This window comes from Acidaminococcus fermentans (genome assembly GCF_009696675.1).
Taxonomy (GTDB): domain Bacteria; phylum Bacillota; class Negativicutes; order Acidaminococcales; family Acidaminococcaceae; genus Acidaminococcus.
Window position 1 is genome coordinate 57,759 of record NZ_VULN01000004.1, and the last position, 12,155, is coordinate 69,913.

The 12,155-nt window shown below is 58.8% G+C and carries 11 protein-coding genes, 1 tRNA gene and 1 other RNA gene; 3 read left to right on the forward strand and 10 right to left on the reverse strand.

Annotated elements, in window-relative coordinates:
- Positions 1-3 precede the first annotated feature (3 nt).
- Complete coding sequence (locus tag FX155_RS03610; RefSeq protein ID WP_195839604.1) at positions 4-870, reverse strand: LysR family transcriptional regulator; 867 nt, start codon at positions 868-870, stop codon at positions 4-6.
- A 130-nt stretch (positions 871-1,000) separates the two neighbouring features.
- Between FX155_RS03610 and FX155_RS03615 the strand changes: the two genes are divergently transcribed.
- Positions 1,001-2,035 (forward strand): DMT family transporter, encoded by a 1,035-nt coding sequence (locus FX155_RS03615; protein ID WP_195839605.1) that lies wholly within the window; start codon positions 1,001-1,003, stop codon positions 2,033-2,035.
- Here the strand turns inward: FX155_RS03615 and FX155_RS03620 are convergent.
- The 8 genes from FX155_RS03620 to dnaX form a co-directional block, all read right to left on the reverse strand.
- Positions 1,956-3,311: an MATE family efflux transporter gene (locus FX155_RS03620; RefSeq protein WP_154487866.1), complete on the reverse strand. Its 1,356-nt coding sequence runs from the start codon at positions 3,309-3,311 to the stop codon at positions 1,956-1,958. The two genes, FX155_RS03615 and FX155_RS03620, sit on opposite strands and share 80 nt — an antisense overlap.
- Before the next feature lie 62 nt (positions 3,312-3,373).
- Positions 3,374-5,404, reverse strand: coding sequence for an LTA synthase family protein (locus FX155_RS03625; protein WP_288310422.1), 2,031 nt, complete (start codon positions 5,402-5,404; stop codon positions 3,374-3,376).
- 11 nt (positions 5,405-5,415) lie between these two features.
- Entirely contained in the window at positions 5,416-6,360 is a 945-nt protein-coding gene (locus FX155_RS03630; RefSeq protein WP_154487808.1) for a diacylglycerol/lipid kinase family protein, read from the reverse strand.
- Between the two features lie 29 nt (positions 6,361-6,389).
- Positions 6,390-6,788 (reverse strand): GtrA family protein, encoded by a 399-nt coding sequence (locus FX155_RS03635; protein ID WP_022487403.1) that lies wholly within the window; start codon positions 6,786-6,788, stop codon positions 6,390-6,392.
- A 1-nt stretch (position 6,789) separates the two neighbouring features.
- Positions 6,790-7,035: a pro-sigmaK processing inhibitor BofA family protein gene (locus tag FX155_RS03640; RefSeq protein ID WP_022487404.1), complete on the reverse strand. Its 246-nt coding sequence runs from the start codon at positions 7,033-7,035 to the stop codon at positions 6,790-6,792.
- Between the two features lie 65 nt (positions 7,036-7,100).
- A complete protein-coding gene (gene recR, locus FX155_RS03645) occupies positions 7,101-7,697 on the reverse strand; it encodes a recombination mediator RecR (protein ID WP_022487405.1) in 597 nt (198 codons plus the stop codon).
- Between the two features lie 15 nt (positions 7,698-7,712).
- On the reverse strand, positions 7,713-8,045 hold the full coding sequence (locus FX155_RS03650) for a YbaB/EbfC family nucleoid-associated protein (protein ID WP_022487406.1): 333 nt from the start codon (positions 8,043-8,045) through the stop codon (positions 7,713-7,715).
- A 36-nt stretch (positions 8,046-8,081) separates the two neighbouring features.
- Entirely contained in the window at positions 8,082-10,070 is a 1,989-nt protein-coding gene (dnaX, locus tag FX155_RS03655; RefSeq protein WP_154487809.1) for a DNA polymerase III subunit gamma/tau, read from the reverse strand.
- Between the two features lie 183 nt (positions 10,071-10,253).
- On the opposite strand from dnaX, the gene FX155_RS03660 reads away from it, so the two are divergent.
- A tRNA-Ser gene (locus tag FX155_RS03660) sits at positions 10,254-10,344 on the forward strand.
- Positions 10,345-10,398: 54 nt separating this feature from the next.
- An RNA gene (gene ffs / locus FX155_RS03665) (signal recognition particle sRNA small type) lies at positions 10,399-10,498 on the forward strand.
- 224 nt (positions 10,499-10,722) lie between these two features.
- Here ffs and FX155_RS03670 read toward each other — a convergent pair.
- Positions 10,723-12,123, reverse strand: coding sequence for an FAD-binding oxidoreductase (locus tag FX155_RS03670; protein WP_154487810.1), 1,401 nt, complete (start codon positions 12,121-12,123; stop codon positions 10,723-10,725).
- Positions 12,124-12,155 lie beyond the last annotated feature (32 nt).

Consider the following 12,155-nt stretch of genomic DNA (forward strand, 5'->3'; position numbering starts at 1 on the left):
GGATCACCCCACCCCTTTCTTCACATACTCCAGGAACTTCTTCAGGGCCGGGGAAGCCTGGGCCAGGCTGGGCAGAGCCATGCCCAGTTCCAGCCGGTCCGGGGTGGCAAAGGGCAGCACCTTTACCTTTCCGTTCCACCGGCGGCTGCTGAAGGCGTTGTCCATGGACAGCCCCAGTCCCGCCTCCACCATGGTCCAGCAGGTGTACATGTTGCTGGTGGTGAACCGGAAATCCGGATGGACCTGGTATTTATCCAGGAACAGGTCCGTGTCTGTTTCCTGCTGGGGCAGGGGTTCGATAAAAGGCTGGCCTTCCAGGTCCTCCGGCAGGAGGGCCTTTTTTTGTGCCAGAGGATGGTCTTCCGGCACCCAGGCCACCAGCCGATCCTCATACAGAGGCACCCAGTCCCCCTGGTACCCGGGATGGCGGCTGAACAGGCAGCAGCTGAGCTGGTGTTCCCGGAGCCCCTCCAGCAGGGTTTGGTTCCCGGCTTCCTGGACATGGACCCGGATCCCCGGATAATCCTTCTGGAACTCCCGGAGGATCCCCGGCAGCCAGCAGGAGGCAATGCTGTAGTAGCTGCCCACGAACAGTTCCCCCTGGTCCAGGCCCAGGATCCCGTTGCACTGTTCCCGTATCTGCCGGCTCCAGTAGAGCAGTCCCCGTATGGACGGCAGCAGTCCCTCCCCTTCCCGGGTCAGCCGTACCCCCTGGGAGGTCCGGGCCAATAGCGGGAAGCCCACTTCCCGTTCCAGACTGTCCAGCATCCGGGTCAGCCCGGAGGGAGAATAGCCCAGCGACCGGGCCGCTGCCGTAATGCTCCCCTGCTCCGCTGCCTGGACCAGGGCCTGGTATTTTTCCGTATCCATGAAATCCCTCCTGTTCTGCTTTTTGCATTGCGTTTTCAGCAACAGTATATTGCAGAATGTGCGCTTCCTGCAACGCCTTTTTCTTTTTATAATGAAACCAGAAAGGAAAAAATTACAGGGAGGTCTTAGTATGAAACCCACTGCCGCCAAAATCCTTATGGCGCTGATCATCCTGACCCGGAGCAGTGCCTTTCTCTTTTCCAAATTCATCCTGGAGGAACTGACGCCGTTCCAGGCTCTGGGGTACCGGTTCACCCTGGCATTCCTGGTGATGGCCCTGGTGCTCCGCCGCCCTCTGGTCCGGGCCTGGGACGAACACCGGAGCCTGGGCCGGAAGAGCCTGCTCCTGGGGCTCCTGCTGTTTGCCGTCATGGGATGCGAAATGTGCAGCCTGCTTACGGCGGAAATCCATACCGTGGCCTTCCTGGAAAACCTGTCCCTGGCCCTGGTGCCCCTGTTCCTGGCCCTGTGGTACCGGCGGCTCCCCGGTGACCGAATCCTCCAGGGAGTGGGCTTCATCCTGCTGGGGGTGGCGGCCCTTACCATCGGCACCGCCGGGTTCACCCTGGCAGGCGGCGAAGGCTGGGCCCTTTTGGCGGCGGTTTTCTACACCGGGTACATCATCGCCATTGGGAAACTGTCCCATTCCGCTGACCCTCTGGCCCTGGGCACCCTCCAGATGGGCATCATGGGACTCATGAGCTTCGGTGCGGCCCTGGTGCTGGACGGGGGGATCCCGGTGCCCCAGGCGGCTCTTACCTGGCAGTCCCTGGCCTTCCAGGTGCTGGTGTGCAGCTGCTTCGGTTTTGCCTTCCAGCCCAAGGCCCAGCGGTATCTGACCCCGGAAGAAGCGGGTCTCTACTGTGCCATCAATCCTCTGTTCGCCAGCCTCCTGGGCCACTGGGTCCTGGGAGAGACCTTCGGCCCCGCCGGGATCCTGGGAGCGGTGTATATCCTCACCGGGCTGGGGTTTGTGAATTGGAAGGGTCTGTCGCAAGAGCGACAGACCTGTCAGCGGTCAGCTGTCAACGGGCAAAGGAAGCCAGCACCGCTGGCTTTTAAACACCAGAAAAAGAGAGGCTGCCTCAGACAGCCTCTCTTTTTTTCTTTTCCATATATCTCAGCCGCAGGCTCAGGAAGGCAGCGGAGAAGAAGATTCCGGTAATGAGCCCCAGCCAGTAGCCGTCCGGGCCCTTTTCCAGCCCATGGTCCAGGAACAGGCCGAAGGGCAGGGCGATGCCCCAGTAGGCAGCCAGAGCGGAATAGAAAGTGGCTTTTACGTCCTTGTACCCCCGGAGCACCCCCTGGATGGGAGCGGCGGTGCTGTCAAAGAACTGGAAGGCCACGGCAAAGGTCAGGAAGTGCATGATGGGTTCCAGCAGATTGGGGTCGGAGGTATAGAGCCGGGCGATGAGCCCCCGTCCCAAAAACAGGCAGCAGCCGAAAAAAGCCCCGATCAGGATGTTGGACAGCCGTCCCGTGTCCGCATAGGCCTTGGCCTGGACAAAATCCCGGGCTCCCACATAGGCCCCCACAATAATGGTAAGGGACAGGGAAAAGCTCAGGGGCACCATGTACAGCATGTTGCAGAAACTCATGGCCGCCTGGTTGGCCGCCACGGCAATGGTGCCGAACCGGGACACCAGGAGACATTCCACCCCGAAGAAGCTGGTTTCCAGGAAAATGGCCAGCCCCATGGGAATGCCGATCCGGAGATGTTCCCGGACATGATGGAAAGAAAAGCCGGAAGTCCGGAACACGTGGAAATCCCGGAACACCTTCAGCCGAAGCACCAGCAGGGCAAAGGACAGGCAAAGGAGCCAGCAGGTAATGGCCGTCCCCACCCCGGCTCCCGGACCGCCCAAGGCAGGGGCTCCCAGTTTGCCGAAGATGAAGATATAGTTCATGCAGGCGTTCACCGGCATGGTGAGCAGGAACAGCTTCATGGTCACCTGGGTGTAGCCCAGGGTATCCACAAAAGATCGGAGGATGCTGGCACAGAACAGGGGGAGGATTCCCCAGGCCACAAAGCCCAGATACCGGAAGGCCACGGTACGGACTTCCGGAGCCAGGCTCATGGTGTCCAGGATCCGGGGCAGCAGCTGGGAGCCGGCCCCGATTACCGTCACCGCCAGGGCGCAGGCCAGGGCCAGGCCGCTGACCACGGCGCCGGAGATTTTGTGGAATTCCCGGGCGCCCCGGTAATTGGCCACAATGGGAGTCAGGGCCTGGAGGATGCCATTGAGACCGGTGAACACCGGCATCCAAACATTGGTACCGATAGCCACCCCGGCCAGCTGGACAGTGCCTGCATGGCCGCTCATCACCGTGTCGAACAGGCTCATGCCGGTGATGCACAGCTGGGTGATCAGGATGGGGATCATCACCCCCAGGATCTTTTTCAGACAGGAACGGAAGGTCCCGTTCCCCGCCATGGTCATTGCAGTCAACAAATCAACTCCTTTAAATCAAAAGGCTGCTGCCCGGGCAGCAGCCTCTTTTTTCACTTCATAAACTCAATATGCCTTTTCACATAGCCGTACATGATGTAGTTGGCCAGGGCGTTTTTTTCTTCTGTATCCGGGGTTTCTTCGTCCAGGGTAGCCACGAAATTCCGGTCGGCAGAATAATAGTAGGCCTTGCCTCCGAAATATCCCAGGGCATAGGGATGTGGCACTGGCTGGAGCAGATCCCGGCCCAAAAATTCTGCCGGCACTGGCTGGCCCAGCAGGGTCAGCAGAGTGGGTGCCATGTCTTCTTGGCTGGCGTACATGGTTTCATCCAGGTCCGCCAGAGGAGCCAGATTTTTGGAAACGAAGATCACCGGAATGGGAGCCACGCTCTGTTTGTCCTGGGGATTGCTTACCAGGGTCTTGTATTCCCCGCCGGAATGGGGGTTATGGTCCGAAGTGATGATGAACAGGGTCCTGTCATCCATCAGTCCCTGCTTCGAGGCTTCCTCAAAGAAATGCTGGATGGTCTTGTCCACCCAGTACATGCCGCAGACTGTGGCGGTCCCGTGGTCCCGGACATCTTCCGGCATCTCTGCATAGGTGTACCCGTAATAGGGATAGGGCTGATGCATGTCCAGGGTCTTGCACACCAGGAACAGTTTCTGGTCCCGGTGTTCCGCCAGGGTCTTCAGGGCCACATCGTACATTACGTCGTTGTGGAAGCCCCAGCCGCTGGCCCCCTTGTAGCCCATGTTCCCCAGGTCCTCCTTGGCCAGGTAGTGTTCCATGCCGAACTGGGCGGGATATTCCCGGTATTCGTTGGCATAGTACCGGCTGGAGGCATTGATGAAGTACCCTTCGTAGCCGGCCTGCTGGAGACTCCGGAACAGGGAGGGCTGCTTTTCGCCGGGCAGGTCCTTGTCATAGATCAGCTGGGACCGGAAGGTGGCGTTGAGCCCCTGGGTAGTGGGCACCGCAGAAGAATAGTAATGATCGATCCGGGGATACTTCTCCACCAGGGAATCCAGATAGGGCGTGGCATCCGCCGGGATGTTGGGATTGTAGTGATGGAGGTAGTCCCGATGGACGCTTTCCAGGATCAGCATCACCACCCGGTCGTAGGCCGGCTGCTTCCGGGGCACGATTTCCTGTTTGGGCAGGATCCCCAGTTCCGTCAGGGCTGCCTGGTCCTTGTCCGTCAGGGTCCGTTCCTGGTATTTCCAGGGATCATGGACCACCTTGTCGGTCTTGAAGAAGGCTTTCTGGAAGAAGTTCACGTTGATGGGATAAGCCACCATGGCCCGGGTGGGTTTCCGGCTCTTTTCCATATCCACTTCGATGTCCAGGCCGCTGACGCTGTCCGTGGCATGGTAGACCCCTTCTGCCAGCAGCAGGTAGGAGCCGTTGAGGCCCATGGCAAACAGCACCACGCACAAAAGGGACCAGGGCAGGTTGGGCTTGTGCCGCCGGGGATGGACCACCCGGAACAGGGGGACGAACACCAGCATCACGGCAGCGATCAGACCCAGCTGCCAGTTTTCCGTGGTGCTCAGGATCCCTTTGGCGGCGTAGATGTTCAGGTTGTCAAACAGCACGCTTTCCACGTGCATGGAGGTGTTCCAGAAATAGATCCCGTCTCCCAGGATCAGAAGGCAGGTCACATAGTAGACCAGGAAATAGACCGCCTTCATGGCCCGGTTGGGCCAGTGATGGTAGCACATGGCAGCCAGCAGCACCAACACGATGTTGTTGAACAGCCCGGCCAGCACCGAAAGCACCGTCATGAACCCGGGGTCCAGTTCCAGATAGCTGACCATGAACACCGCATCGATCAGATACAGGGTGCCCACCACCACCACCGGGAAATACCGTTTCACCCGGTCCCGGATCCGCCGGCGCTGGGCGTACAGGAACAGGACCACCCAGGACAGCAGCAGGTCCCGGCAGAAATAGTTCAGGGTGTGGTACCAGAATTCCGCCCAGGGAAAGGGTACGATTTCTTTCAAAAAGTTCCAGCGGTACCCGGCTTCCGCCAGAAAACTCAGGAGCACAAAGACTCCGTACAGGATTTTCTTTTTCACAACGCAGCCTCTCAGGATATGAATTGCAGGGATTTGGGCAGCAGGACAATGGAAAGAGGGGAATTGACCACCGCATCCCCGTCCAGTTCCGCCGCGAATTTACTTACATTGCACCGGACATCCACCTGGGTGGCGGGATAGATTTCCACGCTTTTGTCCAGGGTCAGCATGTCTGCGGCAATCAGTGCCGTATACCGGAGGAAGTCCACACAGCGGCCCTTGGTGAACAGGCACACATGCATGGTGGGATTGGACAGGGAGCCTCCGTTGACCAGAGAGAACCGGCCGGCATAGTACCGGCTTTTGGTGACGATCACCGAACTGGCCTGGTGCCACACCCCGTCCCCGTTGATCATCACCTGGAACCGGTATTTCCAGTTGTGGAGCAGCATTTCATTCCCCAGCACTCGGCCGCTCTGACGCACATAGGCCAGGGTGGACAGGTACTTTTTCTGTTTGGGGGTCACCTGCTGGACCACCATGGAATCCACCCCGATCCCGGCCACGGTGAGGAAGATCCGGTCGTTGGCCTTGCCCAGGCACACCGGGGTGGTGACTCCTTTGGAAACCCGGTACATCCAGTTGTGCACATCGGTTTTCTGCATCAGTTCCTTGGCCACCAGGTTCACGGTTCCTGCCGGATAGATGCTTACATAGGGCCAGTAGTCCTGGTCCACGCATTCTTCCACCAGGGCCCGGAGGGTGCCGTCTCCCCCAGCCACGATCACCCACTGGATCTGTTCTGCACAGATCTTTTTTCCCACAGCCTGGGTTTCCGCAAAGGTGCCCACGGTCACATACTGGAACTTTTCCGCACCGTACAGCCGCATCAGCTGCCGGGCAATGCTTTCCACATTGCTGTGGATTCCGCTGAAAAGGGTCTGCTTTCCGGAGTTGCGGTTGTGGACCAGAAGGACTTTCTGGAATCCTTCAATATCGACTTTATGACGAAGCATGTGCATCTCCACCTACTCTTTTTCTTCCATTATTCCGTGTAAATCCATTTTTTCCTTGAAAAATAATTCCAAACCGTCACCAGTGCCGAAGCCCCCACTTTGGATCCCATCACCGGCAGACCCAGGCTGCCTACAAACAGCCGCATAAGCAGCACGTTGTACAACAGCCCCAGGGTGGACACCAGGAGTACCAGGGAAAATTCCTTTCCTTTGCTGTAACGGACTCCGCTGGTGAACACCCAGATGTTGGTGGCGATGTAGTGGCACACCGTGGAACAAAGGTAAGCCGCCGCTGTGGCTACAAGATAGTTCCAGCCCCAGTGACTGTTGAACAGATAGACCAGGGCCCACTCAAACAAAGCAGCCGTGCCCCCGATGCAGAGATAACAGAGGACACGGATCTTTTCACTTTTGGATTTCTGGAGCATTTCAGTGCCCCATCAGCTGATACAGCAGCATGACCACCACTCCCGGGATTCCGAAGAAGCCGGCCACCAGAGCTGAAATGAAGTGGATGGGAATGGTCACTCCGAAAAGGCCTCCCAGGATGTTGAACAACCACAGCAGCACCACCCCGCAGATCCCGTTCCACAGGAGCTTCAGGGAAAGAGAGAACATATTGATGATCAGGAACAGGACAACCAGGGCTGCCCCGCCCACCAGCCATATTTCCATATTGTTTAACCGCCTTTTCTGCATAATCCGTTTTTTCCAGGCAGTCTTCTGCCTGCCGGAAAGGATCAGATTTCCCGCCGGTTTTCCAGAGCTTTGTACAAAGTCAGTTCATCGGCATATTCCAGATCCCCGCCCACCGGAAGCCCATGGGCGATCCGGCTCACCTTCACCCCGGTGGGGCGGATCAGCCCGGCCAGATAGTTGGCTGTGGCTTCCCCTTCCACATCGGAATTGGTGGCAATGATTACTTCCTTCACCGTCCCCTTCTGGAGCCGGAGCAGCAGTTCCCGAATCTTCAGCTGATCCGGGCCCACCCCGTCCAGAGGAGACAGGACCCCGTGGAGCACATGGTACAGGCCCTGGTAGCCCCGGGTCCTTTCCATGGCCGCCACATCCTGGGGCTGTTCCACCACGCACACCAGGCTCCGGTCCCGTTTTTCATCCTGACAGATTTCACACAGATCCCCTTCGCACAGGTCAAAGCACTGACGGCAGAGATGGACATTGTCCTTTACGTCCAGGAGAGCCCGGGCCAGTTCCTCCACATCTTCCCGCTTCATGTCCAGCACATGGTAGGCCAGACGCAGGGCCGATTTGGAGCCGATTCCCGGCAGGCGCCGCAGCTGTTCGTGGAGCCGTGCCAGGGGTTTTACCATCCGCATGCCTGAGACCGTTCCTTAAAACATCCCCGGCAGCTTCAGTCCGCCAGTCACTTTGCCCAGTTCCTTTTCCGTCATTTCGTCCACTTTCTTCATGGCATCATTGACAGCGGTGACGATCAGGTCCTGGAGCATTTCCACATCCTCCGGATCCACTGCATCCGGGGACAGGGTCAGGCTCACCAGGTTCTTGTTCCCGTTGACCACAGCTTTGACGGCTTCGCCGCCGGCGGTGCCTTCCACTTCCCGTTCCTTCAGTTCTTCCTGGAGCTTGGTCATTTCGCTCTGCATCTTCTGTACTTTCTTCAGCATGCCCTGCATGCCGTTCATTGCCATTCCACCTTTGAACATTTGGTTTCCTCCTTATGTCCCAACAGGGACCTTGTTTTATTCTTTATAGACTTCTCCGCCGAAAACCTGCATGGCTTTCTTCACACCCTCAGGGAGTTCCCCTGGTTTGACCGGGTGAGGGGCGGGACTTGCTGATTGGCTGGCCGGGGAAGGGGCCGGAACAGGTTCCGGTATTTCCTCTTCCTCCGGCGGTTCAGGGGGCAGCGGGATTTCCTCCTCCGGAGGCGCCGGAGGTTCCGGCATGGGATCCGGCACGGGAGGAGGCGGCGGTGCCGCCTGGACCGGTGCCGGTGCAGCCGCCGGTTTCTCCTGGGGCCGGTGGAGGGAAATCTCTCCTTCCTGCTGGACCACCTGGAGCCCGATAGGCTGCCCCACCGCTTCCTTCAAGATATCCTGGATCAGATTCCGGAAGGAAGGTTCTTCCATTTTTTCCTTTCCATAGGCGGAGCTGACGGCCAGGAGCAGTTCCTGGTCCTGGTAATCCGCTGCCTGGGCCATTTCCGCATAGACCAGGAACGTCCGCTTCCGGCGCCGTTTCAGACCCTGGAGCACCAGCTGCCACAGCTGCTGGGCCTTGGCCCGTCCGCTGCCGTCAAACTGCACTTCCCCGGCAGCAGGTTCCGGCCGGGCCGGCTGTACAGCCGGGGCCGGTGGTGCCGGGGGCGCAGCCGGTTCCGCCGCGGGAGCAGCGGAAACTGTCTCCTGGGGCCGCCGGGCTTCTTCCTGCCGGGCGGCTGCCGCCATCCGGGCAAAGGCATCCTTCACCCCGGAATTCGGCCTGACAGCCGTGGGGCCAGGAGATGCCGGCCGGGATACGGAGGCCTGTACGGCTGCCGGCCGGATTACCGGGGCTGCAGTCGGTGCCGCCGTGATGCCTCCCTGCCGGAGGGCGGCCACCTGCTGTTCCAGACTGTCGATCCGGGCCAGGAGAGCCGCCTCCGTATGGCCCCGGGTTTCACACAGGTCAAAGAGGCACAGTTCCCCTACGATCTTTTTCCGCAGGGAGAATTTGCTTTCCCGGATGGCCTCGTGGATCCGCTCCACACTGGCCACAATCTGGCTGGAAGTAAAAAGGGCCGCCGTCTCCCCCAGGGCTTCCGGGGTATCCGTCAGGTAAATTTCCTGATACTCCCGGTCTGCCTGGTACAGCAGCAGGGCCCGGAAATATTCCATCAGTTCCGCCAGGATCTGCTCCATTTCCTTGCCCTGTTCCAACAGCTGGCCCAGGGCATCCAGGGCCCCGGACAGATCCTTCTGGCCGATCCGGGTCACCAGTTCCCGGAGTTTTTCCCGGCCCACCAGGCCCAGCACCTGCCGGACCGTTTCCGCCGTAACAGGACTGGCCATGACACTGCACTGGTCCAGGAGACTCAGGGCATCCCGAAGTCCCCCGTCCGCCTGGATGGCCATGAGCCGCAGGGCTTCCGGTTCCGCCTGGATTTTGCTGCCGTTGGCCACTTTGGCCAGATGGGCTGCAATCTCGTCCACAGTGGCCCGGCGGAAGTCGAACCGCTGGCATCGGGACAGGATGGTATTGAGGATCTTCTGGGGCTCGGTGGTGGCCAGTATGAACACCACATGCTCCGGCGGTTCCTCCAGGGTTTTCAGCAGGGCATTGAAGGCATCGGTGGTGATCATGTGGACTTCGTCGATGATGTACACCTTGTACCGGCAGGAAGAGGGCGCAAAATACACCTGCTCCCGGAGTTTCCGGATTTCGTCGATGCCCCGGTTGGAAGCCGCGTCGATTTCCACCACATCCGGGCAGGTGCCTTCGGTGATTTCCCGGCAGCTTTCACAGTCGTTGCAGGGATGGGCTGTGGGGCCTTCCCTGCAGTTCAGTGCCTTGGCCAGGATCCGGGCGGTACTGGTCTTCCCGGTACCCCGGGGACCGGCAAACAGATAGGCATGGGAAATCCGCCCGGTTTCCAGGGCGTTGGTGAGAGCCTTCTTGATGGGACCCTGGCCCACCAGATCGTCAAAATCCTGGGGACGCCAGGTCCGGTACAATGCTACGTATGCCATCTTTCCCATCCTTTCTGCAGTGCTTCTTTGCTATTATACCTTTTTTCCATGGACGCTTTCAACAGGATTCTTTTCTTTTTTCAAAAATCCCTTGACAAAGAATGTAAAATTCGTTATACTAAATCTCGCAGTTGTCGTTCAGGCAGCTGAAAACTGAATAGCTGTCTGTCAGCAATTCAACCTGGAGAGTTGTCCGAGTGGTTGAAGGAGCACGCCTGGAAAGCGTGTATACGGGATAACCGTATCGAGGGTTCGAATCCCTCACTCTCCGCCATTTTTTATCCAATCAGCCGCGTCCAGCGGCTTTTATTTTTCCGGCGGACTGCAGGAGTGGGTCCTGCGCAATGGAGGCCTGTGAACCTTGTCAGGTCCGGAAGGAAGCAGCAATAAGCGGATACCCCCATGTGCCGCAGGGGTGCCTGCCCCTGCAGCCCGCCGGGAAAATAAAGAAAAAAGAGCTGCCGCCCCAAGGGGCGGCGGCTCTTTTTTGTCATCGGTCGACGATTGCTTCCCTGCACACAAGAAGGTCCAGATGCGCGAAAGCGGGGATTTCGGAGTCGGGCATAATACATAGTGGTATATGCCCGGCTCCAAAATTCCAGCTGGCAAAGCAGATGGGGTCTTATTGTGCGCAGGGGTTATGCGTCAGCCCCTAAAACACCTCCAGTACCTTTCCCGGATTCAAAATATCCAGCGGATCCAGGGCCCGCTTGATGGTTTCCATCATATAGAGTTCTCCCGGGTCCGCCAATTGGGCCAGCTGCTTCACCTTTTTGGCCCCGATGCCGTGTTCCCCGCTGAGCTTGCCGCCCAGGGCATAGATGTATTGATAGGCCTTTTCGTGGAAGGCATCCAGGGCTTCTTCCCATTCCCGGTCGGACAGATCTCCCTTCAGCATGGCGAAATGAAGGTTCCCGTCCCCGGCATGGGCCAGGGTGAACACCCGGAAGGGATATTTTTTGGCTTCCGCGGACAGTTCGTCCAGGGCCTGGGCGATTTTGTCCAGGGGCACCACAAAGTCGTCACTGGTCATGACCTTGCTCAGCACCCGGGCGGATTCCAGACAGTTCTTCCGGAGGGTCCACACCCGTTCATCGGCCATGGACACATCGACCGCTCCGTGGCTCCGGCACAATTCGTCCAGTTTCAGCAGTTTTTTATCCAGTTCGTCCTCGTCGAAACTTTCCAGAGTCAGGATCACATAGGACCCATCCTCATAATGGCCCAGGTCCAGTTGGGAATAGTCGCTGGCGGACCGGACGAAGGCATTGTCCATGAATTCCACACTGGTGGGATTCAGCCCTTCCCGGAGCAGTACGGGCACAATGCCTGTAGCCTTGGCCTGGTCGGTGAAAATGGCCAGCACATCGGCTTTATAGGGAGCCTGGGGCAGCAGCTTCAGGGTCACTTCCGTAATGATGCCCAGGGTACCTTCGCTGCCGATTACCAGCTGATCCAGGCAGTAGCCGGTGGTGTTCTTCTTGCTCCGGGTGCCCAGACGGGCGATCTGCCCGTTGGGCAGCACCACTTCGATGGCATGGACCTGGTTCCGGGTGGTGCCGTACCGGACGGCCTTGTCTCCCCCGGCATTGGTGGCTAGGTTCCCGCCGATCAGGCAACTGTCGGCGCTGCAGGGATCCCCGGCATAGAACAGGCCCTTTTCCCGGGCGGCCTGCTGGACGGCTGCGGTACGGGCCCCGGCCTGAGCCACCAGATACATGCCTTCCGGATCCACTTTCAGGATCCTGTCCATCCGTTCCATTAAAAGCACCAGGCCGCCGCACACAGGAATGGCCCCGTCCGATACGCTGGTGCCCCCGCTCCGTGGCGTCACCGGGAACTGTTCCCGGTTGGCCAGTTTCAGGATGGCGGAAACCTCTTCCGTAGAGCCGGGAGCAGCCACTGCCTCCGGCAGATGGAACTTCCGGGGGTCGGTTTCCTCATCGGTCTTGTACTGTTCCAGGTGATCCGGATCCGTCCAGACATACTTCTCTCCTACAATGCTGCGCAGTGCGTCCAGGACTTTCCCGGTCATGGGTTGATAGATTTTCATGCTTCCTTCCTTCTTTCGCGGCCTCTGCAGTT

Excerpts from the sequence above, each read along its gene's own strand:
- FX155_RS03620 (WP_154487866.1), bottom strand. The coding sequence starts at position 3,311 with ATGACCATGGCGGGGAACGGGACCTTCCGTTCCTGTCTGAAAAAGATC.
- FX155_RS03670 (WP_154487810.1), bottom strand. The coding sequence starts at position 12,123 with ATGAAAATCTATCAACCCATGACCGGGAAAGTCCTGGACGCACTGCGC.
- FX155_RS03610 (WP_195839604.1), bottom strand. The coding sequence starts at position 870 with ATGGATACGGAAAAATACCAGGCCCTGGTCCAGGCAGCGGAGCAGGGG.
- FX155_RS03615 (WP_195839605.1), top strand. The coding sequence starts at position 1,001 with ATGAAACCCACTGCCGCCAAAATCCTTATGGCGCTGATCATCCTGACC.
- FX155_RS03630 (WP_154487808.1), bottom strand. The coding sequence starts at position 6,360 with ATGCTTCGTCATAAAGTCGATATTGAAGGATTCCAGAAAGTCCTTCTG.
- dnaX (WP_154487809.1), bottom strand. The coding sequence starts at position 10,070 with ATGGCATACGTAGCATTGTACCGGACCTGGCGTCCCCAGGATTTTGAC.
- recR (WP_022487405.1), bottom strand. The coding sequence starts at position 7,697 with ATGCGGATGGTAAAACCCCTGGCACGGCTCCACGAACAGCTGCGGCGC.
- FX155_RS03640 (WP_022487404.1), bottom strand. The coding sequence starts at position 7,035 with ATGGAAATATGGCTGGTGGGCGGGGCAGCCCTGGTTGTCCTGTTCCTG.
- FX155_RS03635 (WP_022487403.1), bottom strand. The coding sequence starts at position 6,788 with ATGCTCCAGAAATCCAAAAGTGAAAAGATCCGTGTCCTCTGTTATCTC.
- FX155_RS03650 (WP_022487406.1), bottom strand. The coding sequence starts at position 8,045 with ATGTTCAAAGGTGGAATGGCAATGAACGGCATGCAGGGCATGCTGAAG.